Origin of the sequence: Streptomyces sp. DH-12, from assembly GCF_002899455.1 — a bacterium.
Taxonomy (GTDB): Bacteria; Actinomycetota; Actinomycetes; order Streptomycetales; family Streptomycetaceae; genus Streptomyces.
Genome location: NZ_PPFB01000001.1, coordinates 1,398,264 through 1,422,996, shown reverse-complemented (window position 1 = coordinate 1,422,996; position 24,733 = coordinate 1,398,264). Strand labels below are relative to the sequence as shown.

Here is a 24,733-nt window from a genome sequence, read left to right as displayed (position 1 = left end):
GGTGCGACGAGGGGAGCGGCACATGGGCGGGATCACTCTGACGCAGGACGAGCCGGTCACGGCTCCGTCGGCCGGGGGGCCGCCGCCCCCCGTGCCACCGGCCGGGGACCCGCCGGCCCCGGGGACCGGGCCGGCCCTGAGCCCCGCCCGGGTCCGGCTCGTCTTCCTCGCGCTCATGCTGGCGCTGCTGCTCGCCGCGCTCGAGCAGATGATCGTCGCCACCGCGCTGCCGAAGATCGTCGGCGAGCTGCACGGTCTGGACAAGATGTCCTGGGCGATCACCGCCTACCTGCTCACCGCCACCGTCGGACTACCGGTGTACGGCAAGCTCGGCGACCAGCTCGGCCGCAAGGGCGTCTTCCAGTTCGCCATCCTGGTCTTCGTCGTCGGCTCCGCGCTGGCCGGCCGCGCCACGACGATGGACCAGCTCATCGCCTACCGCGCGGTGCAGGGCGTCGGCGCGGGCGGCCTGATGATCGGCGTCCAGGCGATCATCGCGGACATCGTGCCCGCCCGGCAGCGCGGCCGCTTCATGGGGCTGATCGGCGCCGCCTTCGGACTCGCGTCGGTCGCCGGCCCGCTGCTCGGCGGCTACTTCACCGACCACCTGTCCTGGCGCTGGTGCTTCTACATCAACGTGCCGTTCGGCCTCGTCACCATGGTGGTCGTCGCCCTGGTGCTGAAACTGCCGAAGCCGGCCGGGCGGCGTCGCTTCGACGTGCTCGGCACCCTGCTGCTGACCGCCGCCTCCACCTGTCTGGTGCTGCTGACCAGCTGGGGCGGCACCGAGTACGCCTGGGACTCCCGTGTCGTGCTCGGCCTCGCCGCCGGCGCCGTCGCGGCCACCGCCGCCTTCCTGGCCGTCGAGCGCTTCGCCGCCGAACCCCTCATCCCGCTGCGGCTGTTCCGCGACTCCGTCTTCAACGTCACCGGCCTGGTGGGCCTGGTCATCGGCGTCGCCCTGTTCGGCGCCGCCAGCTATCTGCCGACCTACCTCCAGATGGTCGACGGGGCCTCGGCGACCGAGTCGGGCCTGCTGATGCTGCCCATGATGGGCGGCATCGTCGGCACCTCCGTCGTCTCCGGGCACATGATCAGCCGCTCCGGCCGCTACCGCAGCCACCCCATCGTCGGCTCCGCCCTGTCCGTCGTCGGCATGTGGCTGCTGTCCCGCCTGGAGACCGGCACCCCCCGGCTGCACTACAGCGTCTGGATGTTCGTCCTCGGCGCCGGCATCGGCATGGTGATGCCGGTCCTCGTCCTCGCCGTGCAGAACTCCGTCCGCCCCGCGGACCTCGGCACCGCCACCAGCGCCAACAACTACTTCCGGCAGATCGGCGGCAGCGTCGGCGCCGCCGTCTTCGGCACCCTGTTCGCCGGCCGGCTCACCGACGCGCTCGCCGAGCGGCTCCCCGCCGACGCGGCCGGCGCGCCGGCCGACGCCGAGTCGATCACTCCCGAGCTCGTGCACGCCCTGCCGCCCGAGCTGCGCGACGCCTACGTCCAGGCCTACGCGGACGCCATGCCGCGCATCTTCCTCTACCTCGTGCCGGTGCTCGTCCTCGGCCTGCTCATCGCCTTCTTCCTCAAGGAGAAACCACTGGTGTCCCACCACGCCCCCACCGCCGACCCGGCCCAGGAAGCACCGCGGTTCGAGGCGCCCGTGCCGCAGGCGCGCAGCGCGCAGAGCGGCGGCATCCCCGTCTGCGGCACCGTCCAGCACCCCGACGGCACCCCCGTGCCCCACGCGGCGCTCACCCTCATCGACGTCCAGGGACGGCAGACCGGACGCGGCGCGAGCGGCGCCGACGGCCGGTACGCGCTGGCCGCCCCCGGACCCGGCTCGTACGTGCTCATCGCCGCCGCGGGCGGTCACCAGCCGCAGGCGGTCTCCGTGACCGTCGGCGAGCGGCCCGTCGAGCTCGACGTCGTCCTCGGCGGCGCGGGCCGGCTCGCGGGCAGTGTCCTCACCGCCGACGGCACCCCCGTGCGCGACGCCGCCGTCACCCTCACCAACGTGCACGGCGAGGTCGTCGCCAGCACCCGCAGCGGCCGCGAGGGCGGCTACGTCATCACCGAGCTGGTCGCGGGGGAGTACACCCTCGCCGCCAGCGCCCCCGCCTTCCGTCCGGCGGCACTTCCCGTCACCGTGCAGGCCGCCCGCGAGACCCGGCAGGACGTCGAGCTGGCGGGCGGCGCGGTGCTCCGCGGCACCGTGCGGGCGGGCGGCGGACGGCCGGTGGAGGACGCGCGGGTCACCCTGCTGGACGCGGCGGGCAACGTCGTGGACACCCTCACCACCGGACCCGACGGCACCTTCCGCTTCGTCGACCTGTCCTCCGGCGAGTACACGGTCATCGCCGCCGGTTACCCGCCGGTCGCGACCGTGCTCCAGGTGGCCGGCGGGGGCCGCACGGAACGCGACCTGCAACTGGGGCACGAGGACTGAGCGTTCCGCACCCGTACCGGTGGACCGGAGCCGTCCCCCTCCGCGGCTCCGGTCCACTCCTGTCGTCCCGCGGCCGCGGCGTCCGCCGCGTCCCCCTCGGTGCGACGGCGGACGACTCCGGCGGCGCGATCCGTCACGGATGATCACTGTGCGCCGAGCGGTGTCCGGCAGCGTGGTCCGCGTCAGATCCGTCCACAATGTGGCCCGCGCCTATGTGACGACGGTCAACCGCGGTGTGCGCACACGTCGTTGAGGAGCACGGAGGGGACGGGGGCCGACCGTGCGCCGTCCGGGGAGCGTGTCGGTCAGGGCGTCCGGCGGCTTCGGGCCGCGGCCTGGTCCGCGAGGCCGCCCGCGCCCAGCAGGCCCGTCGCCTCGAACGGCTCGGCGGCGGCCAGCCGCGGCAGTTCACGCCGGGACAGCGCCGTCACCACCGGCGGCATCGCCGCCCGCACCAGCTGGGTCGCGCGCAGCCAGCCGGGCACGTACACCGACGGACGGCGCCGCCGCACCGCGTCCGCCAGCCGCCGCGCCACGTGCTCTACCGGGTACACCTTCCGCGCCGGCGGCGGCATGTGGCCGCGCAGCTCGCGCAGCACCGCGTGCTCGTCCACGCCACGGATCATGTCGGTGTCCGTCCAGTTGATGTAGGCGATGCCCACGCCCACGTGACGGTGCGCCACCTCCGCCCGCAGGGAGAGCGCGAACGCCTCGACGCCCGCCTTGGACGCGCAGTACGCGCTCATCATCGGCGCCGCGCCGATCGACGCCAGCGAGGCCACCTGGAGGAAGTAGCCGCCGGTGCCGGTCAGGTCGCCGATGAACGTGCGGGCGGTGGCCGCGCTGCCGATCAGGTTCACCTCGATCACCCGGCGCCACACGGCCGGGTCGGACTCGGGGAACGGCCCGCCCTCGGCCACTCCCGCGTTGGCGACCACGACGGACGGCGGCCCGAGGCGTGCCCGGACCTCCGCGCCGGTCTCCGCCAGGCCCTGGTCGTCCGTGACGTCGACCTCCCAGCAGCCGCCCTCGCCGGGCAGTCGGTCCCGCACCTGCCGCAGCGTCCGCTCCTCCCGCCCGAGCAGCGCCACCTTCATGCCGCGTGCGGACAGCTCCCGGGCCAGTGCCGCGCCCAGGCCGCGTGCCGCTCCGGTGACGACGGCGGTCCTTCCGTCCAGCGGGTTCCGGGTGCCGTGCATGCGACGCTCCTGTGCTCCGTGACGGGCGTTCGTCCCCGTTCACGGTAGGACCGGCCGGGCATCCGCGCAGGTCGAAGGCGCGGACCCCGGACCGGATGGGGCGTCAGTGGTCTGGACCGGTGAGAGTCATCCACAGGGTGGCCGGACCGGTGCGGGACCACGTAGCGTGTGCCGCATGAAGATCCTCATCAGCGCCGACATGGAGGGCGCCACCGGTGTCACCTGGCCGGCCGACGTCCTGCCGGGGACGCCCCAGTGGGAGCGGTGCCGGTCGATGTTCACCTCGGACGTGGACGCCGCCGTGCGGGGCTTCTTCGACGGAGGCGCCGACGAGGTGCTGATCAACGAGGCCCACTGGACCATGCGCAACCTGCTGCTGGAGCGGCTCGACGAGCGCGCCGAGATGCTCACCGGCCGGCACAAGGCGCTGTCCATGGTCGAGGGCGTGCAGCGCGGCGACGTCGACGGCGTCGCCTTCGTCGGCTACCACGCGGGGGCCGGCATGGAGGGCGTCCTCGCGCACACCTTCCTCGCCAACTCCATCACCGGCGTCTGGCTCAACGACGTCCGGGCCAGCGAGGGCCTGCTCAACGCGCACGTGGCCGCCGAGTACGGCGTCCCGGTGATCCTCGTCACCGGCGACGACGTGGCCTGCGAGGACGCCCTCGGCTACGCGCCCGAGGCGCTGAAGGTCGCCGTGAAGGACCACGTCTCGCGGTACGCCGCCGTGTGCCGCACTCCTTCCCGGACGGCGGCCGACATCCACGCGGCGGCCAAGGAGGCGGCCGCGCTGGCGGTGCGCCGGGAGCCGGTCCGGGGCGGACCCTTCACCGTGGCGGTGGAGTTCGACGCCGAGCACCTGGCCACCTCCGTCACCGTCGTGCCGGGCGTGACCCGCGGCGGCGAGCGCAAGGTGATCTACACCAGCGAGACCATGTACGACGCGATCCGCACATTCAAGGCGGTCACCACGATCGCCTCGGCCGCGGTGGAGGAGCAGTATGGCTGACCAGCTCGCCCTGGACGAGGTCGTGACCTTCACGTCCGACCTCATCAGGATCGACACGACGAACCGGGGCGGGGGCGACTGCCAGGAACGCCCCGCCGCCGAGTACGCGGCGGCGCGGCTCGCCGAGGCCGGCCTGGAGCCGGTCCTGCTGGAGCGCACCCCGGGCCGGACCAACGTCGTGGCGCGGCTGGAGGGCACCGACCCGTCGGCCGACGCGCTGCTGCTCCACGGCCACCTGGACGTCGTCCCGGCCGAGCCCGCCGACTGGAGCGTGCACCCCTTCTCCGGGGAGATCCGCGACGGCGTGGTCTGGGGACGCGGCGCCGTCGACATGAAGAACATGGACGCGATGATCCTGTCCGTGGTGCGGTCCTGGGCGCGCGAGGGCGTGCGGCCCCGCCGGGACGTCGTCATCGCGTTCACCGCCGACGAGGAGGCCAGCGCCGAGGACGGCGCGGGATTCCTCGCCGACCGGCACCCGCACCTCTTCGAGGGCTGCACCGAGGGCGTCAGCGAGTCCGGCGCGTACACCTTCCACGACGGCCAGGGCCGGCAGTTCTACCCGATCGGGGCCGGCGAGCGCGGCACCGGCTGGATGCGGCTCACCGCCCGCGGCCGGGCCGGACACGGCTCCAAGGTCAACCGGGAGAACGCGGTCACCCGCCTCGCCGCCGCCCTCACCCGCATCGGCGAGCACGAGTGGCCGCTGCGGCTCACCCCGACGGTGCGCGCCGCGCTGACCGAGATCGCCGCCGTGTACGGCATCGACACCGACCTGTCCGACGTGGACGCCGTGCTGGACAAGCTCGGCGGGGCGGCCAAGCTCGTCGAGGCCACCGTCCGCAACAGCAGCAACCCGACCATGCTCGACGCGGGCTACAAGGTCAACGTGATCCCGGGCGAGGCCGTCGCGCACGTCGACGGGCGGTTCCTGCCGGACACCGAGGAGGAGTTCCGGGCCACCATGGACCGGCTCACCGGCCCGGACGTCGACTGGGAGTTCGTCCACCACGAGATCGCCCTCCAGGCGCCGGTGGACTCGCCGACGTTCGCCCGCATGCGGGAGGCCGTCCAGGCGTTCGCGCCCGAGGCGTACACGGTGCCGTACTGCATGTCCGGCGGCACGGACGCCAAGCAGTTCGCCCGCCTCGGCATCACCGGCTACGGCTTCGCGCCGCTGAAGCTGCCCGAGGGCTTCGACTACCAGGCCCTCTTCCACGGGGTGGACGAGCGCGTCCCGGTCGAGGCGCTGCGGTTCGGTGTCCAGGTGCTCGACCGGTTCCTGCGGTCGGCCTGAGCGAGTGGGGGAGACAGTGCAGACCCTGGCGTACGGCGAGTGGCCCTCGCCGGTCGACGCGGCGACGGCCGCGGCCCACGACGGCAGCCCCGAGTTCGCGGACTTCGTCGGGGACGAGGTGTGGTGGACCGAGCCCCGGCCCGCCGAGGCGGGCCGGCGCACCCTGGTGCGGCGGCACGCGGACGGCACCGAGGAGTCCGTCCTGCCCGCGCCGTGGAACGTGCGCAGCCGCGTCATCGAGTACGGCGGCCGCCCCTGGGCCGGCGCCGTGCGCGACGGCGTCCCGGTCGTGGTGTTCGCGCACTTCCCCGACCAGCGCCTCTACCGCTGGGAGCCGGGCGGCGAACCGCGCCCGCTCACACCGGTGTCGCCGGTCGGACTGGGACTGCGCTGGGCCGAGCCCACCGTGCTGCCGGAGCGCGGCGAGGTGTGGTGCGTCCTGGAGGAGTTCACCGGCGACGGCCCGAGCGACGTGCGCCGGGTGCTCGCCGCCGTGCCGCTCGACGGATCGGCCGCCGACGACCGGGGCGCGGTGCGGGAACTGACCGGGGAGCGGCACCGCTTCGTCACCGGGCCCAGGCTGTCGCCCGACGGGACGCGCGCGGCCTGGATCGGCTGGGACCACCCCCGCATGCCGTGGGACGGCACCGAGCTGATCGTCGCCGACGTCCGCGCCGACGGCACCCTCACCGGCGCCCGCACCGTGGCCGGCGGGCCCGAGGAGTCCGTCCCCCAGGCCGACTGGACCCACGACAACCGCCTGCTGTACGCGAGCGACCGCACCGGCTGGTGGAACCTCTACCGGGACGGGGAGCCGGTCTGCCCGCGCCCGGAGGAGTTCGGCGGGCCGCTGTGGAAGCTGGGCCTGCGCTGGTTCGCCCCGCTGGACGGCGGGCTGATCGCCGTCCTGCACGGCAAGGGCGCCCAGCGGCTCGGCGTGCTCGACCCGGAGACCTGTGAGGTCGTCGACGCCGTCGGCCCGTGGAGCGAGTTCGGCCCCACCCTCGCCGCGCTCGGCGAGCGGGTCGTCGCCGTCGGCGCCGGACCGCGCAGCTCCCACGAGGTGGTGGAGCTGGACACCCGCACCGGCCGGGCCCGCGTGATCGGCGCCGCCCACCGCGACGCCGTGGACCCCGCCTACTACCCGGAGCCCGAGGTCCGCACCTTCACCGGGCCCGACGGCCGGGAGATCCACGCCCAGGTCTACCCGCCGCGCAACCCGGACTGCGCCGGCCCCGCCGACGCGCTGCCCCCCTACGTGATCTGGGCGCACGGCGGCCCCACCGGCCGGGTGCCCCTGGTGCTCGACCTGGAGATCGCCTACTTCACCTCGCGCGGCATCGGCGTCGCCGAGGTCAACTACGGCGGCTCCACCGGCTACGGCCGCGCCTACCGCAACCGGCTGCGCGGCCGGTGGGGCGTGGTCGACGTCGAGGACTGCGCCGCCGTTGCGCTGGCCCTCGCCGAGGAGGGCACCGCCGACCGGAACCGGCTCGCCGTCCGCGGCGGCAGCGCCGGCGGCTGGACCACCGCCGCCTCGCTCACCACCACCGACGTCTACGCCTGCGGCACGATCATCTACCCGGTCCTCGACCTCACGGGCTGGGGCACGGGGGAGACCCACGACTTCGAATCGCAGTACCTGGAGACCCTGATCGGCCCGCGCGCCGAGGTGCCCGAGCGGTACGAGGAGCGCTCGCCCGTCACCCACGCCGACCGGCTCGGCGTGCCCTTCCTGCTGCTCCAGGGGCTGGACGACGTGATCTGTCCGCCCGTGCAGTGCGAGCGGTTCCTCGACCGGCTGGCCGGCCGGGGCGTGCCGCACGCCTACCTCGCCTTCGAGGGCGAGGGCCACGGCTTCCGCCGGGCGGAGACCATGGTGCGCGCCCTGGAGGCCGAGCTGTCCCTGTACGCGCAGGTGTTCGGGCTGAAGGCGCCCAGCGTCCCGGTCCTGGAGCTGGAGCCGTGAGCGCGCTCGCCCCGCTGCGGCGGCCGCCCCGCCTCGCCCCCGGCGCCCGGGTGGCCGTGGTCGCCCCCAGCGGCCCCATCCCCGAGGAGCGGCTCGCGGCCGGGCTCGACGTGCTGCGCGGCTGGGGTCTCGACCCCGTGGCCGCCCCGCACGTCCTCGACCGGCACGGCGAGTTCGGCTACCTCGCCGGCACCGACGCCGACCGCGCCGCCGACCTGCAGAACGCCTGGTGCGACCCGGCCGTCGACGCGGTGATCTGCGCACGCGGCGGCTACGGGGCGCAGCGCATGGTCGACGCCCTCGACTGGGAGGCGATGCGGGCCGCCGGGCCCAAGGCGTTCGTCGGGTTCAGCGACATCACCACCCTGCACGAGGCGTTCGCGGTCCGGCTCGGCCTGGTCACCCTGCACGGGCCGATGGCCGCGGGCGCCGACTTCATCAAGAGCGCCCGCGCCCAGGAACACCTGCGGGCCACCCTCCTCGCCCCCGAGACGGTCCGCACGATCCGCTCCGACGGCACCGCGCTGGTGCCGGGGCGGGCCCGCGGGGTGACGCTCGGCGGCTGCCTCTCCCTGATCGCCGGCGGCATCGGCACCCCGCACACCCGCGCCTCCGCGCGCGGCGGACTGCTGTGCCTGGAGGACGTGGGGGAGGAGACCTACCGCCTCGACCGCTGCCTCACCCAGCTGCTGCGCGCCGGGATGCTCGACGGCGTCGCCGGGATACTGCTGGGCTCCTGGGCGGAGTGCGGCCCGTACGACGAGGTGCGGGCACTGCTCGCCGACCGGCTCGGCGGGCTCGGGGTGCCGGTCGCCGAGCAGTTCGGGTTCGGCCACGGCGACGACGCGCTGACGCTGCCGTTCGGCGTCGCGGCCGAACTGGACGCGGACGCGGGCACCCTGACGCTGGACGAACCGGCGCTGAGCTGAGCGGGCGCGCAGGCCGGGAGGGCGCGTCGGGATGACCCGCGCCGGGCGGAGGGCCGCGTCGGGGTGACCCCGTGCCGGGTGGGGGGGCGTGCCGCTGCCCGGCGCGCGGGAACGGCGGCCGTCGTAGGGTGACAGGGTGCCGCACACCGCTTCCCGTTACCTCACCGAAGGCCGCCGCGTGGGGCTGCGCCACTTCACCCACGACGACGCCGCCGAGTTCACCGCGCGGGCCCGGGAGAGCAAGGACCTGCACCACCCGTGGCTGTTCCCGCCGGACACGCCGGCCGCCTACGCCGTCTACGCGCAGCGACTGATCGAGGACCGGACCAAGGCGGGGTTCCTGGTCTGCGAGAAGGAGGCGGACGGTGCGCTCGCCGGGTTCGTCAACATCAACAACATCGTCGAGGGCGGTTTCCTCTGCGGGGCGCTGGGCTACGGCGCCTTCGCGCACGCGGCGGGACGCGGGCTGATGCGCGAGGCGCTGGACCTGGTCGTGCGGTACGCCTTCGGACCGATGCGGCTGCACCGGCTGGAGATCAACGTGCAGCCGGGCAACACCGCCTCCCTCGCCCTCGCCCGTGCCTGCGGCTTCCGCAAGGAGGGCTTCTCCCCGAAGATGCTCTTCATCGACGGCGCCTGGCGCGACCACGAACGCTGGGCGCTCACCAGCGAGATGCTGACCGGGGAGAGCTGACCGCGCCCCGCGCGGAAGCCGCACGGCACGGCCCCTGTTCAGGCGGGCGTCCGACGGCTTCCATGGAGACCGTGACGACCATCCGACATCAGGTGCTCACGCTGCCGGCCGCACACCTCGGCGCCGACAACCCGCTGCCCGCCCTGCGTCCCCTCGACGAGATCCACCGCATCGAGGACCGCGACAAGAAGGATCTGCCGCGCGACATGGCCCGGCAGATCGGCTACGCCCCGCTGCGCAGCCTGCTGCCGGTCCCGGTCCGCGACGGCTACGACCGGCACCGCGCGCCCCGGACCCTCGACGCCCTGGTCATCGAGAACGACCGGCTGCGCGCCACCGTCCTGCCCGGCCTCGGCGGCCGGATCGCCTCCCTCGTCCACAAGCCCGCCGACCGCGAACTGCTCTACGTGAACCCGGTGTTCCAACCCGCCAACTTCGCCCTCAACGGCGCCTGGTTCTCCGGCGGCATCGAGTGGAACATCGGCGCCACCGGACACACCACCCTGTCCTGCTCACCCGTGCACGCGGCCCGGGTCCCGGCCCCCGACGGCGGGGAGATGCTGCGCCTGTGGGAGTGGGAGCGACTGCGCGACCTGCCCTTCCAGGTCGACCTGTGGCTGCCGGACGGCTCCGACTTCCTGTACGTCGGCGCGCGGATCCGCAATCCGCACGAGCGGCAGACCCCGACGTACTGGTGGTCCAACATCGCCGTCCCCGAGGACTGCCGCGTCCTCGCCCCCGCCGAGGAGGCACACCACTTCGGCTACGAGCAGCGCCTGCGCCGCGTCCCCGTCCCGGAGCACGACGGCGTCGACCGCACCTACCCGCCGAACAGCACCTACGCCGCCGACTACTTCTACGAGGTCCCCGAGCGGCGCCGGCGCTGGATCGCCGCGCTGGACGCCGGCGGCCACGGTCTCGTGCAGACCTCCACCGACACGCTGCGCGGCCGGAAGCTGTTCGTGTGGGGCCGCGGGCCCGGCGGGCGGAGCTGGCAGCGGTGGCTCACCGAGCCCGGCACCGGCGGCTACTGCGAGATCCAGGCCGGGCTCGCCCGCACCCAGCTGGAGCACGTACGCCTGGAGCCGGAGAGCGAGGTGTCCTGGCTGGAGGCGTACGGGCCGTTCGAGGCGCGGCGCGACGGGGAGTGGGGCGCCGTCCTGGACGGGGCGGAGGCCCGGCTGGAGAACGTGCTGCCGCGCGCGGACGTCGACGCGGCGTACGCGGCCTGGCTGCCGTCCGCCGACACCGACCCGGGCGAAAGGCTGGCCGCCGGGTCCGGGTGGGGCGCGCTCGAAGTGCTGCGGGCCGGCTGGAAGCTGCCCGGCACGCCCTTCGACGCGAGCACCCTGGGCGAGGAGCAGGAGCCCTGGCTGCACCTGCTGCGCGCCGGTTCCTTCCCCGAGCCGCCGGACAGCCGGCCGCCGGGCGGGACGCTGGTCGCCCGGCACTGGCGGGACATGCTGGAGACGGCGCCCGCGACCGGCCTCACCGAGTACCACCTGGGCGTCGCCCAGTGGCACGGCGGCGACCGCGCCCAGGCGGTGCGCAGCTGGGAGCGGGGGCTGGCACAGGACGGACCGTCCTGGCCCGTGCTGCGCTGCCTCGCCGTCGCCGACCGGGAGGAACGCCACCCCGAGCGCGCCGCCGACCGCTACGTGCAGGCCTTCGACGACCTGTGCCGCGAGGCCGGAGGCGCGGGGGGTGACGCGGACGGGGAGTGGACCGCCGCCGTGGCCGCGCTCGGGCGGGAGGCGATCGAGGCCCTGCTCCCGGTGGGGCGCACGGCGGACGCCCGGTCGGTGTGGGAGCGGCTGCCCCCGAAGACCCGGGCCCGCGGGCGCTTCCGGCTGATCGAGGCGGGGCTGCTGCTCGCCGAGGGACGGCACGAGGAGGCCCGCGCCGTGTTCGACGCGGGCTTCGAGGTGGCCGACCTGCGCGAGGGCGACGAGGTGATCGGACGGCTGTGGGCACGGCTCACGGACGAACCACTGCCCGAACGGTACGACTTCCGGATGCGGCCCGGGCCGTGACGGCACGTCAGAAGCGACGGTCCGCGTACTCGTAGACCGCCCCGTCCGGGTGGCGTGCGATCAGGTTGCGGCCGACGGGGGTGGGCAGCGGTCCGGCGAGGACGGCCGCGCCCATCTCCTCGAGCACCTGGCGGGTCTCGTCGACGTCCGTGACCGCGATGGTCGCGGCGACCTTGCGCAGCACCTCCAACTCGGCCTCGGGACCGCTCATCAGCAGGAAGCAGCCCACCGCGGCGACCTGGACGCCGCCCCGCTCGAAGCGCAGGGCCCGGCCGCCCGCCAGGCGCTCGTAGAAGGGGATGGCGGTCTCGATGTCGTCGACGCAGACGCGCAGTGTGGCACCCAGAATCTCCATGTGTCCGAGCCTAGTTGGGCGGTCCAGGCGGCGGGCGGAGGGCAGGCGGTCTCCACACCGCTCTCTCCGGCCGTACGCGCGGGGCGAGTTACCGGCGCCCCGGGTACGGGTACCCGAGGCGGCATGCAGCGATTGGAGCACATGCGGCATCTGGACAAGCACCTGGTGGACGAACTGGCCCACGTGGCCCGGGAGTCCGTACGGGCCGAACTGCGCGAGCAGACGCGGGGGCAGCGCCGCAGGGCGGCCCTCTACGCCGGTTCCGGCGCCGCCGCCCTGTACGCCGGCGCGGCCGTCGCCCTCTCCGTCGGCCTCGCCCTCGACCTGGTCCTGCCGGGCTGGGCGGCGGCCCTGATCACGGCGGTGATCCTGGCCGCGCTCGCCCTCGTCCTGCGCACGGCGGCCCGCCCGGACACGCCGGGCGCCGCCACCGCAGGCCGGGCACCCGCCCCCGGCACGGGATCCGCCCCCGTCCCCCCGGTGCCGTCCACCCCGCCGACGGTCGGCGCCGACCGCACCCCGGACGGCGACCGGGGCTGACCCCGCCGCGCGCGAGGCGCCCGGCCCCGCTAGTCGCCCTGCTGCAACTGCGGCAGCACCTTCGTGCGGTAGAAGTCGAAGAAGCCGCGCAGATCGGGACCGATCTGGTTCACGTAGATCCGGTCGAAGCCCGCGTCGGCGAACGCGCGCAGTGCCGCGACGTGTTCGTCGACGTCGTCGCCGCACACCCGGTTCTCCCGGACCATGTCCTCGGTGACCAGGGTCTGCGCCTGCTCGAAGTGCTTGGGCGAGGGCAGCATCTGCCCCAGCTCGCCCGGCAGTTGCTCGTTCGCCCACAGCCGGTGCACCGTGCGCACGCACTCCTCGCGGTCGGTGCCGTAGCAGACCTTCGTACCGCCGCTGACGAGCTTCCCGCCGCCCCCGCCCTTGCGGTACTGCTCCACCATCGAGGTGTCCGGCATCATCGTGATGTAGCCGTCGCCGATCCGCGCCGCGAGCTTCGTCGCCGCCGGGCCGAAGCCCGAGATGTCGATCGGCACCGGCTCGTCGGGCCGCGTGTAGAGCCGGGCGTTCTCGACGGTGTAGTGGGTGCCGCGGTGGTTGACCTCCTCGCCGGAGAACAGCCGGCGCATCACCTGCACGGCCTCCTCCAGCATCTCCAGACGCACGTGCGCGGGCGGCCAGGGACCGCCGACGATGTGCTCGTTCAGCGCCTCGCCCGTGCCCACGCCCAGCCTGAACCCGCCCGGTGACATCACGGCGGCGGTCGCCGCCGCCTGCGCCACGACCGCCGGGTGCGTCCGCACGGTCGGGCAGGTCACCGCCGTGCCGACCGGCAGGGACACCGCCTCGGACAGCGCGCCGATCACGGACCAGACGAAGGGACTCTGCCCCTGCGCGTCGTTCCACGGGTGGTAGTGGTCCGAGATCCACAGCGCCTCGAACCCGGCCTGTTCGGCCATCCGCGCCTGCTCGACCAGCTCCGCGGGACCGTACTGCTCGCACGAGAGGAAATAGCCGTACCGGGGCATGGGGGTGCCTCCCTGACATGGGACGTCCGGGTCCCGGGCCGGGTACCCGGGCCGCCCCGCGGAAACCGGCCCGACGTTTGGCGGTCCCGCTCGGGGGGACGCGGAAGGCTCCCGACGTACGCGACCGCGCCGGAGGCGAACCGTGAGTCGACCCCGCATTGTGATCGTCGGTGCCGGCTTCGCCGGGTACCGCACGGCCCAGACCCTGTCGAAACTGGCCAAGGGCCGGGCCGAGATCGTGTTGCTCAACCCCACCGACTACTTCCTGTACCTGCCCCTGCTTCCCCAGGTCGCCGCCGGCGTCCTCGAGCCGCGCCGGGTCACGGTGTCCCTCTCCGGGACGCTGCCGCACGTCAGGCTGGTCCTGGGCGAGGCCGACCACATCGACCTCGACGCCCGCCAGGTGCACTACACCGGCCCCGAGGGGGAGGGCGGCACCCTCTCCTACGACCGTCTGGTGCTCGCCGCCGGCAGCGTCAACAAGCTGCTGCCCATCCCGGGCGTCGCCGAGCACGCGCACGGCTTCCGCGGTCTGCCCGAGGCGCTGTACCTGCGCGACCACGTCACCCGCCAGGTGGAGCTGGCGGCCGCCACGGACGACCCGAAGCGCTGCTCCTCGCGGTGCACCTTCGTCGTCGTGGGCGCCGGCTACACCGGCACCGAGGTCGCCGCGCACGGACAGCTCTTCACCGACGCGCAGGTCGCCAAGCAGCCCCTGCGCACCGGCGTGCGGCCCCGCTGGATCCTGCTGGACATCGCCGACCGGGTCCTGCCCGAGCTGGACGAACGGCTCTCCCGCACCGCCGACACGGTGCTGCGGGAGCGGGGCGTCGACGTGCGGATGGGCACCTCCGTGAAGGAGGCCACGCCCGACGGGGTGCTGCTGACCGACGGCGAGTTCGTGGAGACCCGCACCCTGGTGTGGTGCGTGGGCGTACGCCCCGACCCCCTCGCCGAGTCCCTCGGGCTGCCCATGGAGCGCGGCCGGCTGCTGGTGGACCCGCACCTGCAGGTGCCGGGCCGGCCGGAGGTGTTCGCCTGCGGTGACGCGGCCGCCGTGCCCGACCTGGAGAACCCCGGCTCGTACACCCCGATGACCGCCCAGCACGCCTGGCGGCAGGGCAAGGTGTGCGCGCGGAACATCGCCGCCTCCTTCGGCGACGGGGAGCGGCACGCGTACCGGCACAAGGACCTGGGGTTCGTGGTGGACCTCGGCGGCGTCAAGGCCGCCGCCAACCCGCTCGGCGTCAACCTCTCCGGGGTGGCGGCCGGCGCGGTGACCCGCGGCTACCACCTGGCCGCGATGCCCGGCAACCGGGTGCGGGTGGCCGCCGACTGGCTGCTGGACGCCGTCCTGCCGCGCCAGGCCGTGCAGCTGGGCCTCGTCCGGTCCTGGTCCGTCCCGCTGGACACCGCGTCCCCCGAGGTCGCGCGCGTCCCCGGCGGTCCCCGCGGGAACGGGCGGTCCCCCGGCGGCGCGAAGGCCGCCGAGCCGGCGAAGAACCAGCCGGGCGGTGCGCCGGCCGGGAATCAGCCGGGCGGCGAGCCCGCCAGGAGTCGACCGGGCCGTGAAGCGGCGAAGAACCAGCCGGGCGGTGAGCCCGCCAAGAACCAGCCGGGCGGTGAGCCCGCCAGGAACCAGCCGGGCGGCGAACCCGCCAGGAACCAGCCCGTCGGCGACGGGCCCGGCCTCGCCCCGCCATCCGGCCAGCCGGCCCCCGGCCCGGACGTGGCGCCCGGCCCCGTCCGGCGTACCGACCGATTTACCGAAGGAGACGCATGAACACCGGTGAACTCGTCGAGCTCGGACAACAGCTGCGGGTGGACAGTGTCCGGGCGGCGGCCGCCGCCGGCTCCGGGCACCCCACGTCGTCGATGTCCGCCGCCGACCTGATGGCCGTCCTCTTCGCCCGCCACCTGCGCTACGACTTCGAGCGCCCCGACCACCCGGCCAACGACCGCTTCGTCCTCTCCAAGGGCCACGCCTCCCCGCTGATGTACGCCACCTACAAGGCGGTCGGCGCCATCGGCGACGAGGAGCTGCTCACCTTCCGGGAGAACGGCAGCCGCCTCGAGGGCCACCCCACGCCCCGCAAGCTCCCCTGGGTGGAGACGGCGACCGGCTCCCTCGGGCAGGGCCTGCCCGTCGGCGTCGGCATCGCGCTCTCCGGGAAGCGGCTGGAGCACGCCGACTACCGGGTGTGGGTGCTGTGCGGCGACAGCGAGCTGGCCGAGGGCTCGGTGTGGGAGGCGGCCGAGCAGGCCGCGTACGAGAACCTCGACAACCTGACCGCGATCGTGGACGTCAACCGGCTGGGCCAGCGCGGCCCCACCCGGCACGGCCACGACCTCGACGCCTACGCCCGCCGTTTCCAGGCGTTCGGCTGGCACACCGTCGAGGTGGACGGCCATGACGTGGACGCGGTGGACCGCGCCTACGGGGAGGCCCTGTCCACCCGCGGCCAGCCGACCGCGATCCTCGCCCGCACCCTCAAGGGCAAGGGCGTGGAGTCCGTGCAGGACCAGGAGGGACTGCACGGCAAGCCGCTGCCCGAGGCGGAGGACGCCGTCGCCGAACTGGGCGGCCCGCGCGACCTGCGGATCACCGTCCAGGCGCCGCCCGCCGACGGCGCGGCCCCCGCCCGGCGGACCGCGACGCCCGAGCTGCCCCGCTGGGACAAGGGCGAGGAGGTGGCCACCCGCAACGCCTTCGGCGAGGCGCTGGCCGCCCTCGGTTCCGCGCGCGGCGACGTCGTGGCCCTGGACGGCGAGGTCGGCGACTCCACCCGCCTGGAGTTCTTCGCCAAGGAGCACCCCGAGCGCTACGTCGAGTGCTACATCGCCGAGCAGCAGATGGTCGCGGCCGCCGTCGGCGTCGCCGCGCGCGGCTGGAACCCGTTCGCGTCCACGTTCGCGGCCTTCCTCACCCGCGCCCACGACTTCGTCCGCATGGCGTCGATCAGCGGCTCCGGCCTCAACCTCGTCGGGTCGCACGCGGGCGTCGCCATCGGCCAGGACGGACCCAGCCAGATGGGTCTGGAGGACCTGGCGATGATGCGGGCCGTGCACGGCTCGACCGTGCTGTACCCGTGCGACGCCAATCAGACGGCCCGCCTGGTCGCCGCGATGGCCGGGATGGAGGGCATCCGCTACCTGCGCACCTCGCGCGGCGAGAGCCCGGTGATCTACGGCCCGGACGAGGAGTTCCCGGTCGGCGGCAGCAAGGTGCTGCGCTCCTCCGACCGTGACCGGCTCACCCTCGTCGCCGCCGGCGTCACCGTGCCCGAGGCGCTGGCCGCCGCCGACGCCCTCGCGGAGGAGGGCATCGCCGTGCGGGTCGTCGACCTGTACTCGGTGAAGCCGGTCGACCGGGAGACCCTGCGCGTCGCCGCCGAGGAGACCGGCTGCCTGATGACCGTCGAGGACCACCATCCCGAGGGCGGCCTCGGCGACGCGGTCGCCGAGGCGTTCGGAGACGGACGCCCGGTGCCGCGGCTGGTGCGGCTCGGCGTGCGGAACATGCCGGGCTCGGCCTCCCCGGAGGAGCAGCTGCACGCCGCCGGGATCGACGCCGCGTCGATCGCCGCGGCCGGCCGGCTGCTGGTGGGGGAGGCGATCGTGTCGTGAGCGACGGCGGCTCGCGCACCGTACGGGCCGGCCGCCGCCGGGTGGAGATCCGCCGCCCGGACAAGGTGCTCCTCCCGGGCGTCGACGGCGCCCGGGAGTACACCAAGGGCGACCTCGTCGACTACCACCGGGCCGTCGCCCGCCACATGCTGCCGCACCTGCGGGGCCGGCCGCTGATGCTGGACCGGCGGCCCGACGGCATCGGCGGCCCGGCCTTCATGCAGAAGAACACCCCGGACAGCTACCCGGACTGGATCACCCGGGCCGAGGTCGCCAAGGAGAACGGCACCGTCACGCACACCGTGTGCGACGACACCGCCACCCTCCTCTACCTCGTCGACCAGGCGAGCATCACCCTGCACCGCTGGCTGTCCCGCGCCGACGCCGTCGACCGCCCGGACCGGCTGGTCTTCGACCTCGACCCGTCCGGCGACGACTTCGAGGCGGTGCGGGAGGCCGCCAGGCTGCTGGGGGAGCTGCTGGGCGAACTCGACCTGCCCTCCGCCCTGATGACCACCGGGTCCCGGGGCCTGCACGTGATCGTGCCGCTCGACGGCGGCCAGGACTTCGACGCGGTACGGGAGTTCGCCCGCGAGGTCGCCGACACGCTGGCCGACGCCCACCCGGACCGGCTCACCACCGCGGCCCGCAAGAAGGACCGCGGCGACCGGCTCTACCTCGACGTGCAGCGCAACGCCTACGCGCAGACCGCGGTCGCCCCCTGGACGGTCCGCGCCCTGCCCGGCGCGCCCGTCGCCGCCCCGGTCACCTGGGAACAGCTCGACGACCCGGAGCTGCACGCCCGCCGCTGGACGGTCGGGAACGCCGTCGAACAGGCGGACACGAAGCCGTGGGCCGGGCTGTCCCCCAAGGGCCGCTCCCTCGTCCCGGCACGCCGCCGGCTGGCGGCACTGCGCGGCTGAACCACGGGCCGCCCGGGTCCCGCCCCCGCGCCGGCCGGGGGCGAGCCGGGCGTGGCGAACGGGTGAGTCCGCGGAGGTTTGGCGCACACACTTGCGGCCACACGGAGGGGGAGGTGGTCATGTCGAACACGAAGAACACCGAAGATTCACGGAGTTCACAGGAACCCCAAGACTCGCAGGAACCCCAAGACACACAGGAGAGCCAGGACTCGCAGGAGGTCCGAAGCTCACGCAAGCCCCGTAAGCAGACCGCACCCCGCAAGCGAACCGGGAGCGGGACGACCGAGAGCACCACGGAGCGGAAACGGCCGAGCCCCATGGAGGTGCTGCGCCAGGCGCGCGGGCAGCTCGCGGAGCTCACCGGCATGGAGGCCGAGTCCGTGTCGTCCTTCGAGCAGACCTCGGAGGGCTGGTCGCTGGAGGTCGAGGTCCTGGAGCTGGAGCGGGTGCCCGACACGATGAGCCTGATGGCGAGCTACCAGGTGGAGCTGGACCCCGACGGGCAGCTCACCGGGTACCGGAGGGTCCGCCGCTACGAGCGGGGACGCTCCGACGCGCGCGGCGGCCGCTAGGCCGCCCCCGCGTGAGCACGGGCGCGGACAACCCACGCACAGACAACACACCCACCGACAACACACCCACCGACAACAGGGAGGAATGGCCGGCATGACAGTCGTACCGGCACAGCAGTCCGGCGGTGGAGGCGGCAGCAGCGGCCTTTACGACGTGCTTGAGCTTGTTCTGGACAGGGGGCTCGTCATCGACGCATTCGTGCGCGTGTCCCTGGTCGGCATCGAGATCCTCAAGATCGACGTCCGTGTCGTCGTGGCGAGCGTCGACACCTACCTCCGTTTCGCGGAGGCGTGCAACCGCCTCGACCTCGAGGCCGGCCCCCGCAAGAGCCCGGGCCTGCCCGAGATCGTCGGCGAGGTCACCGAGGGCGGTGCCCGCGGCAAGTCCAAGGGCGCTCTCTCCGGGGCCGCCGAAACCATCTCCGACGCCTTCAAGCAGTCCCGTGAGGGCGAGACCGAATCGCGGCCGAGGGCCCGCAAGAGCACGTCCCGCCGGAAGGAGGAGCAGGAGTGAGCACCTACGTCTACGGCATCACCGCGGCCTCGCACCCGGCCCTGCCGGAGGGCATGGGCGGCGTCGGCGACCCGGCGCACCCGGTGCGGGTGCTGACCCAGGGCGACCTCGCGGCCGTCGTCAGCGACGCGCCCGAGGGGCTGCGCCCCAAGCGCAGGGAACTGCTCGCCCACCAGAACGTGCTCAGCGAGATCGGCGCGGGCGGCTGCGTCCTGCCGATGCGGTTCGGCAGCGTCGCCCCGGACGACGAGTCCGTCACCGGCGTCCTCGCCGAGCGGGCCGACCACTACCTGGAGCGGCTGCGCGCCCTCGACGGCCGCGTCGAGTACAACGTCAAGGCCAACCACGTGGAAGAGGCCGTCCTGCACCACGTCATGGCGTCGAACCCGGAGATCCGTGCTCTCGCGGAGGCCAACCGGCAGTCCGGGGGCGGCAGTTACGACGACAAGATCCGCCTCGGCGAGATGGTCGCCGAAGCGGTCAAGGCCCGGGAGTCCGAGGACGGCGCCGCGCTGCAGAACGCGCTGCGGGGCATCGCCGACGCGGAGAGCGTGGGCCCCGAGTCCACGGGCTGGCTCGCCAACGTCTCGTACCTGGTGAAGCGCGAGACGGCGGAGGAGTTCCTGGCCGCGGTGGAGCAGGCCCGCGAGGACATGCCCCACCTGGAGATACGTCTGAACGGCCCGCTGCCGCCGTACAGCTTCGTCGAGCCCGGCCCCGCCGAGCCGGCGGGCACGACGGCCGGCGCGGCGGACACCGGAGCGGGGTGACGACATGGGCCTGATCTCGGAGGTGCTGCTGCTGCCGCTCGCCCCGGCGCGTGGCGGCGCCTGGGCCATCCGGCAGGTCCTGCAGGAAGCGGAACGCATCTACTACGACCCCGCGACCATCCGTGCCGAGCTGGCCCGGCTGGAGGAGCTGCTGGAGGCCGGGGAGATCACCGAGGAGGAGTTCGACGAGCAGGAGGACGCACTCCTCGACCGGCTGGAGATCGCGACGCGCACGGGCGCGGGTACTGGGGACGGGACGGCACACCAATGAATCGAACGGGAATGGGCCTCGCCATCGGGGCCGGATATCTGCTCGGGCGGACCAAGAAGCTGAAAATGGCGCTGGCCGTCGGCGGTCTGGTGGCGGGCAAGAAGCTCAACCTCAGCCCGCGCGCGGTCGCCGACCTGGTGTCGCAGCAGCTCCGCGACAACCCGCAGTTCAAGGAGCTGGGCGACCAGCTCCGCGGTGACCTGCGCGGCGTCGGCAAGGCGGCCTCCGGCGCGCTGGTCGAACGGCAGATCAGCTCGCTCGCCGACCGGCTGCACGGCCGCACCGCCGACGTGCGCGGCCGACTGGCCGGGAACGGCTCCGGGGACCGGGACGAGGAGGACGAGGACACCGGCGGCTCGCGGGACCGCGACGCCGAGGACGCCGAGGACACGGACGGCGCCGAGGACACCGACGGCGGGGACGACGAGCCGGACACCGGACGGAGGGCGCGCAAGGCGACCGGCAAGGCTCCGGCCCGCAAGGCCGCCCCGGCGAAGAAGGCGGCGCCGGCGAAGAAGACCGCCGCGAAGAAGACGGCCGCGAAGAAGACGGCCGCGAAGAAGAGCGCGTCCGCCTCCCGCGGCGGCACCCGTTCCCGCGGTTCGAAGGGAGGCGGTGAGTGATGACCGAGACCCTGGGACGGGCCACGTCCGCCGCACGCGACGGCGCGGACGGCGCCACGAAGAACCCCCTGTCCGACCTGGCCCACAGCGAGGCCGCGGACCGGCTCAAGAGCGAGCTGCAGGACTACCTCGCGGCCCAGGCCACCCGGCTGCTGACCGGCGTCGGCCAGAAGCTGGGCGAGACCACCAACAAGCTCAACGACATCGCCGAGGGCAACAGCCCGGGCTTCGCCAAGCTCGCCGCCGACGGCGGCCGCAAGCTCGCCGAGGGCAAGGGCCCGCTGCGCACCGCCGTCGAACTCGGCGCCACGCGCGCCAAGGACAACGTCAAGGGCGCCCTGAAGAACCTCGGCGGCAAGGGCAAGCGCAAGAAGTCGTCCGGCAACAAGCCGACCGTCATCATCGAGTACATCGACGTCGGGGTGCCGCTGCGGACGGCGTACGACCAGTGGACGCAGTACCAGGACTTCAGCACCTTCGCCAAGGGCGTCAAGAGCGCCGGCAAGTCCGACGACACCACGTCGGACTGGCAGGCGAAGATCTGGTGGTCCAGCCGCAGCTGGAAGGCGACGACCAACGAGCAGGTCCCCGACGACCGCATCGCGTGGTCCACGGAGGGCGCCAAGGGCACGATGAAGGGCGTCGTCTCCTTCCACCGGATCGCCGACAACCTGACCCGGGTCCTGCTGGTCCTCGAGTACTACCCCTCGGGCCTCTTCGAGAAGACCGGCAACATCTGGCGCGCCCAGGGCCGCCGCGCCCGGCTCGACCTGAAGAACTTCGCCCGCTTCATCACGCTCAAGGGCGAGGCCGAGGACGGCTGGCGCGGCGAGATCCGCGACGGCGAGGTGGTCCGCAGCCACGAGGACGCCCTGGCCGAGGAGGAGGAACAGGGCGGGCAGGAGGACTCCGGGGCCGAGGGCCAGGACGACACCGCACCCGAGGACGAGCACGACGAGGACCGCGGGGACGGCGAGGGCGACGGCGACCCCGAGGACGCGTACGACGAGGACCGCGGGGACGACGCCGGCCCCGAGGACGCGTACGACGAGGACGACGAGTACGAGGCCGACGAAGACGCCGAGCCCGAGGACGCGTACGAGGACGAGGACGAGGACGAGGCCGGCGGCCCCGAGCCCGACGACCCGTACGAGGACGAGGACGAGGAAGCCGCCGCCGACGAGGACGAGGACGAGGAGGGAGTGCCCCCGGAGGAGGAGTACGAGGACGAGGCCGACGAGGAGTACGACGACGAGGAGTACGAGGACGACGAGCCGGCCGACGAGACCGGTGACGAGGAGCCCGAGGGCCGGAGCCGTCGATGACCACTCCCAGCCGACTCCCCGACACGTACGGCCAGGGCAGCAGCGCCAATCTCGCCGACATCCTGGAAAGGGTGCTGGACAAGGGCGTGGTGATCGCGGGCGACATCCGCATCAACCTGCTGGACATCGAGCTGCTCACCATCAAGCTGCGTCTCGTCGTCGCCTCCGTGGACAAGGCCAAGGAGATGGGGATCGACTGGTGGGAGTCCGACCCGGCGCTGTCCTCACGCGCCCGGCGCGACGAACTGGCGCGTGAGAACGCCGAGTTGCGCGAGCGCCTGGCTCGGCTGGAGGAGCTGGAGCCGCGCCGCGCGGAGGAGGAGGCCCCGTGACCGGACTGCGCTACGTCTACGCGGTCTGCCGCCCCTTCGGCACACCGCTCCAGGCCCAGCTGACCGGGGTGGCCGGCGACCCGCCCCGGCTGGTGCCGCACCGCGACCTGGTGGCCGTGGTCAGCCATGTGCCCGAGGAGGACTTCGCCGAGGAGCCGCTGCGCGCGCACCTGGAGGACCTCGACTGGCTGACCGCGGTCGCGCGGGCCCACCAGGGGGTGATCGACGCGCTCACCACCGTCACCACCCCGCTGCCGCTGCGGCTCGGCACCGTGTTCCGCGACGACAGCGGCCTCCGGTCGATGATCGAGGCGCGTGAGGAGCACTTCCTGCGCCGGCTGGACCGGCTGGAGGGCCGTGTCGAGTGGGGCGTCAAGGTGTTCCTGGAGTCCGAGCGGGAGCCGGAGCCGGCCCCCGCGCAGCCCGCGTCGAAGCCCGCGGCCATGTCCGGCCGGGACTACCTGCGCCTGCGCCGGCAGCAGACGCGGTCGCGGGAGGAGGTGTGGCAGCGGGCGGAGACCTTCGCGACCCGGCTGCACGAGACCCTGGCCGCCGTCGCCGAGGACTCCCGGCTGCACGCGCCGCAGAACCCCGCCCTGTCCGGCGCCCGCGGCCGCAACGTCCTGAACGCCGCCTACCTGGTGCCGCGCGGTGACTCGGAGGCGTTCGTGGAGCAGGTGGACCGGACGAAGGACGACGCCCCGGGGCTGCGGGTGGAGCTCACCGGTCCGTGGGCGGCCTACTCCTTCGCCGGTGAGGAGACCACAGGTGAGGGGGCCGCCGGGGAGGAGACCACGTGACCGTCGTCGAACGGCGTGAGATCGCCCTGGTCGACCTGCTCGACCGGCTGCTGGCCGGCGGCGTGGTGATCACGGGCGACATCACGCTGCGGATCGCGGACGTCGACCTGGTCCGCATCGACCTCAACGCGCTGATCAGCTCGGTGAACCAGCAGGTCCCCTCGCCCTTCGAGGAGCCGCTGTGACCGACGACCCGCGTGAGCGCGCGCCCGAGGCGCCGGACCCCGTCACGGTGACCGACGCCGACCTCTTCGAGGGGCGGTCGCCCCTGGACCCCGCGGCCTCCTTCGACGCGCGCCCGGAGCCGGCGGCAGCCCGTCCCGCCGGACCGCACGCCGGCCGGCCCCGCCGGCGCCTCGACCTGGAGCCGGACACGGTCGAGCGCGACCTGGTGAAGCTGGTGCTGACCGTCGTGGAACTGCTGCGCCAGCTCATGGAGCGCCAGGCGGTGCGCCGCTTCGACGAGGGGGACCTGACCGAGGAGCAGGAGGAGCGCGTCGGACTGACCCTCATGCTGCTCGAGGACCGGATGGCCGAGCTGCGCAACCGCTACGGACTGCGCCCCGAGGACCTCAACCTCGACCTCGGGCCGCTCGGTCCGCTGCTGCCCCGGGACTGAGTCCCGGGGCAGCCCCGCGCGCCGGCTCAGGCGTCCTCGCGGCAGAGGATCTCGCCGTGCGGCACGGCGAACCAGCCGTCCTCCCGGGCGCCCCACTCCCGCCACGCGGCGGCCACCGCCTCCAGCCGCTCGCGGGTGGCGTGCCCGCCGTCCACGGCCCGTTCCGCGTACGCGGACGCCACCGTGCGGTCCGCCCACAGCCCGCTCCACCAGGCGCGTTCCTCCTGCGTCGAGAACGTCCAGGTGCCCGAGGACGCGGTGACGTCGGTGAACCCCGCGGCCAGGGCCCATGCCTTCAGCCGCCGGCCCGCGTCCGGCTCGCCCCCGTTGGCCCGCGCCACCCGTCGGTACAGGTCCAGCCAGTCGTCCAGGCCGGGGACCGCGGGGTACCAGGTCATCGCCGCGTAGTCCGCGTCCCGGACGGCGACGTACCCGCCCGGCCTCGTCACCCGCCGCATCTCGCGCAGCGCGGCCACCGGGTCGCCCACGTGCTGGAGCACCTGGTGCGCGTGCACCACGCAGAAGCTGTCGTCGGGGAAGTCCAGCGCGTGCACGTCGCCCGTCACGAAGCCGACGTTCGTCAGTCCTCGCCCGTCCGCCACCGCGCGCGCCCGTTCCAGGACGCCGGGCTCCCGGTCGAGGCCCGTGACGTGTCCGTCGGGCACCCGCGCGGCCAGGTCGGCCGTGATGGTGCCGGGCCCGCACCCGATGTCCAGGATCCGCATGGAGGGCCGCAGCGCCCCGAGGAGGTACGCGGCCGAGTTCTCCGCGGTGCGCCAGGTGTGCGACCGCAGCACCGACTCGTGGTGCCCGTGCGTGTAGACGGCGGTCTCCCGTGCGTGCGGCATGGCGGGCCCACCCCTTTCCCTCGTCCGTCGTGAGGACGCCCAC

25 protein-coding genes are annotated in these 24,733 nt (G+C 74.1%); 21 read left to right on the top strand and 4 right to left on the bottom strand.

Going from position 1 to position 24,733, the window contains the following annotated elements:
- The first annotated feature begins 22 nt into the window (after positions 1–22).
- Positions 23–2,449, top strand: coding sequence for an MFS transporter (locus C1708_RS05295; RefSeq protein WP_106411555.1), 2,427 nt, complete (start codon positions 23–25; stop codon positions 2,447–2,449).
- Between the two features lie 305 nt (positions 2,450–2,754).
- Here the strand turns inward: C1708_RS05295 and C1708_RS05290 are convergent, their stop codons facing one another.
- Positions 2,755–3,648: an SDR family oxidoreductase gene (locus C1708_RS05290; protein ID WP_106411554.1), complete on the bottom strand. Its 894-nt coding sequence runs from the start codon at positions 3,646–3,648 to the stop codon at positions 2,755–2,757.
- 175 nt (positions 3,649–3,823) lie between these two features.
- Here C1708_RS05290 and C1708_RS05285 point away from each other — a divergent pair, with 175 nt between their 5' ends.
- From C1708_RS05285 to C1708_RS05260, 6 genes are all read left to right on the top strand, one after another.
- Positions 3,824–4,657 carry a M55 family metallopeptidase gene (locus C1708_RS05285; protein ID WP_106411553.1) on the top strand — a complete coding sequence of 278 codons (834 nt, stop codon included), beginning with the start codon at positions 3,824–3,826 and terminating at the stop codon, positions 4,655–4,657.
- Positions 4,650–5,954, top strand: coding sequence for a M20/M25/M40 family metallo-hydrolase (locus C1708_RS05280; RefSeq protein ID WP_106411552.1), 1,305 nt, complete (start codon positions 4,650–4,652; stop codon positions 5,952–5,954). Before C1708_RS05285 ends, C1708_RS05280 begins: the two co-directional genes overlap by 8 nt.
- A gap of 16 nt (positions 5,955–5,970) precedes the next feature.
- Entirely contained in the window at positions 5,971–7,923 is a 1,953-nt protein-coding gene (locus C1708_RS05275) for an LpqB family beta-propeller domain-containing protein (protein ID WP_198602402.1), read from the top strand.
- Positions 7,920–8,852 (top strand): S66 peptidase family protein, encoded by a 933-nt coding sequence (locus C1708_RS05270; protein WP_106411550.1) that lies wholly within the window; start codon positions 7,920–7,922, stop codon positions 8,850–8,852. The genes C1708_RS05275 and C1708_RS05270 overlap by 4 nt, the downstream gene beginning before the upstream one ends.
- 136 nt (positions 8,853–8,988) lie before the next feature.
- Positions 8,989–9,546, top strand: coding sequence for a GNAT family N-acetyltransferase (locus tag C1708_RS05265; RefSeq protein WP_106411549.1), 558 nt, complete (start codon positions 8,989–8,991; stop codon positions 9,544–9,546).
- Positions 9,547–9,608: 62 nt separating this feature from the next.
- A complete protein-coding gene (locus tag C1708_RS05260) occupies positions 9,609–11,579 on the top strand; it encodes a DUF5107 domain-containing protein (protein WP_106411548.1) in 1,971 nt (656 codons plus the stop codon).
- A 7-nt stretch (positions 11,580–11,586) separates the two neighbouring features.
- Here C1708_RS05260 and C1708_RS05255 read toward each other — a convergent pair whose 3' ends face one another.
- Positions 11,587–11,934: a VOC family protein gene (locus C1708_RS05255; RefSeq protein ID WP_106411547.1), complete on the bottom strand. Its 348-nt coding sequence runs from the start codon at positions 11,932–11,934 to the stop codon at positions 11,587–11,589.
- Between the two features lie 123 nt (positions 11,935–12,057).
- Between C1708_RS05255 and C1708_RS05250 the strand changes: the two genes are divergently transcribed.
- On the top strand, positions 12,058–12,474 hold the full coding sequence (locus tag C1708_RS05250) for a phage holin family protein (protein WP_106411546.1): 417 nt from the start codon (positions 12,058–12,060) through the stop codon (positions 12,472–12,474).
- 29 nt (positions 12,475–12,503) lie between these two features.
- Here the strand turns inward: C1708_RS05250 and C1708_RS05245 are convergent, their stop codons facing one another.
- Positions 12,504–13,466, bottom strand: a complete 963-nt coding sequence (locus C1708_RS05245) for an LLM class F420-dependent oxidoreductase (protein WP_106411545.1) — start codon at positions 13,464–13,466, stop codon at positions 12,504–12,506.
- Positions 13,467–13,608: 142 nt separating this feature from the next.
- Between C1708_RS05245 and C1708_RS05240 the strand changes: the two genes are divergently transcribed.
- The 13 genes from C1708_RS05240 to C1708_RS34850 all read left to right on the top strand — a co-directional run bounded on the left by C1708_RS05240 (position 13,609) and on the right by C1708_RS34850 (position 23,842).
- Positions 13,609–15,249, top strand: a complete 1,641-nt coding sequence (locus C1708_RS05240; RefSeq protein WP_106411544.1) for an NAD(P)/FAD-dependent oxidoreductase — start codon at positions 13,609–13,611, stop codon at positions 15,247–15,249.
- Positions 15,246–17,093 carry a transketolase gene (locus C1708_RS05235; RefSeq protein ID WP_106411543.1) on the top strand — a complete coding sequence of 616 codons (1,848 nt, stop codon included), beginning with the start codon at positions 15,246–15,248 and terminating at the stop codon, positions 17,091–17,093. The genes C1708_RS05240 and C1708_RS05235 overlap by 4 nt, the downstream gene beginning before the upstream one ends.
- Complete coding sequence (gene ligD, locus C1708_RS05230) at positions 17,090–18,016, top strand: non-homologous end-joining DNA ligase (RefSeq protein ID WP_106411542.1); 927 nt, start codon at positions 17,090–17,092, stop codon at positions 18,014–18,016. Before C1708_RS05235 ends, ligD begins: the two co-directional genes overlap by 4 nt.
- Positions 18,017–18,135: 119 nt before the next feature.
- Positions 18,136–18,588 carry a gas vesicle protein GvpO gene (locus C1708_RS05225; protein WP_106416159.1) on the top strand — a complete coding sequence of 151 codons (453 nt, stop codon included), beginning with the start codon at positions 18,136–18,138 and terminating at the stop codon, positions 18,586–18,588.
- A gap of 94 nt (positions 18,589–18,682) precedes the next feature.
- The gene (locus C1708_RS05220; RefSeq protein ID WP_106411541.1) at positions 18,683–19,102 is read left to right on the top strand and encodes a gas vesicle structural protein GvpA; all 420 of its coding nucleotides are present in this window, start codon (positions 18,683–18,685) and stop codon (positions 19,100–19,102) included.
- Complete coding sequence (locus C1708_RS05215) at positions 19,099–19,872, top strand: GvpL/GvpF family gas vesicle protein (protein WP_106411540.1); 774 nt, start codon at positions 19,099–19,101, stop codon at positions 19,870–19,872. Before C1708_RS05220 ends, C1708_RS05215 begins: the two co-directional genes overlap by 4 nt.
- 4 nt (positions 19,873–19,876) lie before the next feature.
- On the top strand, positions 19,877–20,143 hold the full coding sequence (locus C1708_RS05210; protein WP_106411539.1) for a gas vesicle protein GvpG: 267 nt from the start codon (positions 19,877–19,879) through the stop codon (positions 20,141–20,143).
- A complete protein-coding gene (locus C1708_RS05205) occupies positions 20,140–20,766 on the top strand; it encodes a DNA primase (protein WP_106411538.1) in 627 nt (208 codons plus the stop codon). The genes C1708_RS05210 and C1708_RS05205 overlap by 4 nt, the downstream gene beginning before the upstream one ends.
- A complete protein-coding gene (locus tag C1708_RS05200) occupies positions 20,766–22,091 on the top strand; it encodes an SRPBCC family protein (RefSeq protein ID WP_106411537.1) in 1,326 nt (441 codons plus the stop codon). The genes C1708_RS05205 and C1708_RS05200 overlap by 1 nt, the downstream gene beginning before the upstream one ends.
- Positions 22,088–22,423 (top strand): gas vesicle protein, encoded by a 336-nt coding sequence (locus tag C1708_RS05195; protein WP_106411536.1) that lies wholly within the window; start codon positions 22,088–22,090, stop codon positions 22,421–22,423. Before C1708_RS05200 ends, C1708_RS05195 begins: the two co-directional genes overlap by 4 nt.
- On the top strand, positions 22,420–23,223 hold the full coding sequence (locus C1708_RS05190; protein WP_106411535.1) for a GvpL/GvpF family gas vesicle protein: 804 nt from the start codon (positions 22,420–22,422) through the stop codon (positions 23,221–23,223). Before C1708_RS05195 ends, C1708_RS05190 begins: the two co-directional genes overlap by 4 nt.
- The gene (locus C1708_RS05185; protein ID WP_106411534.1) at positions 23,220–23,408 is read left to right on the top strand and encodes a gas vesicle protein; all 189 of its coding nucleotides are present in this window, start codon (positions 23,220–23,222) and stop codon (positions 23,406–23,408) included. Before C1708_RS05190 ends, C1708_RS05185 begins: the two co-directional genes overlap by 4 nt.
- Positions 23,405–23,842, top strand: a complete 438-nt coding sequence (locus C1708_RS34850; RefSeq protein ID WP_106411533.1) for a gas vesicle protein K — start codon at positions 23,405–23,407, stop codon at positions 23,840–23,842. Before C1708_RS05185 ends, C1708_RS34850 begins: the two co-directional genes overlap by 4 nt.
- Before the next feature lie 26 nt (positions 23,843–23,868).
- On the opposite strand, the gene C1708_RS05175 is transcribed toward C1708_RS34850, so the two are convergent.
- Positions 23,869–24,690 (bottom strand): methyltransferase domain-containing protein, encoded by an 822-nt coding sequence (locus C1708_RS05175; RefSeq protein WP_106411532.1) that lies wholly within the window; start codon positions 24,688–24,690, stop codon positions 23,869–23,871.
- Positions 24,691–24,733: the final 43 nt, after the last annotated feature.

Coding starts and splice junctions, on each gene's coding strand:
- C1708_RS05295 (WP_106411555.1), top strand. CDS start 23: ATGGGCGGGATCACTCTGACGCAGGACGAGCCGGTCACGGCTCCGTCG.
- C1708_RS05290 (WP_106411554.1), bottom strand. CDS start 3,648: ATGCACGGCACCCGGAACCCGCTGGACGGAAGGACCGCCGTCGTCACC.
- C1708_RS05285 (WP_106411553.1), top strand. CDS start 3,824: ATGAAGATCCTCATCAGCGCCGACATGGAGGGCGCCACCGGTGTCACC.
- C1708_RS05280 (WP_106411552.1), top strand. CDS start 4,650: ATGGCTGACCAGCTCGCCCTGGACGAGGTCGTGACCTTCACGTCCGAC.
- C1708_RS05260 (WP_106411548.1), top strand. CDS start 9,609: ATGGAGACCGTGACGACCATCCGACATCAGGTGCTCACGCTGCCGGCC.
- C1708_RS05255 (WP_106411547.1), bottom strand. CDS start 11,934: ATGGAGATTCTGGGTGCCACACTGCGCGTCTGCGTCGACGACATCGAG.
- C1708_RS05250 (WP_106411546.1), top strand. CDS start 12,058: ATGCAGCGATTGGAGCACATGCGGCATCTGGACAAGCACCTGGTGGAC.
- C1708_RS05245 (WP_106411545.1), bottom strand. CDS start 13,466: ATGCCCCGGTACGGCTATTTCCTCTCGTGCGAGCAGTACGGTCCCGCG.
- C1708_RS05235 (WP_106411543.1), top strand. CDS start 15,246: ATGAACACCGGTGAACTCGTCGAGCTCGGACAACAGCTGCGGGTGGAC.
- C1708_RS05225 (WP_106416159.1), top strand. CDS start 18,136: ATGTCGAACACGAAGAACACCGAAGATTCACGGAGTTCACAGGAACCC.
- C1708_RS05220 (WP_106411541.1), top strand. CDS start 18,683: ATGACAGTCGTACCGGCACAGCAGTCCGGCGGTGGAGGCGGCAGCAGC.
- C1708_RS05210 (WP_106411539.1), top strand. CDS start 19,877: ATGGGCCTGATCTCGGAGGTGCTGCTGCTGCCGCTCGCCCCGGCGCGT.
- C1708_RS05205 (WP_106411538.1), top strand. CDS start 20,140: ATGAATCGAACGGGAATGGGCCTCGCCATCGGGGCCGGATATCTGCTC.
- C1708_RS05200 (WP_106411537.1), top strand. CDS start 20,766: ATGACCGAGACCCTGGGACGGGCCACGTCCGCCGCACGCGACGGCGCG.
- C1708_RS05195 (WP_106411536.1), top strand. CDS start 22,088: ATGACCACTCCCAGCCGACTCCCCGACACGTACGGCCAGGGCAGCAGC.
- C1708_RS05175 (WP_106411532.1), bottom strand. CDS start 24,690: ATGCCGCACGCACGGGAGACCGCCGTCTACACGCACGGGCACCACGAG.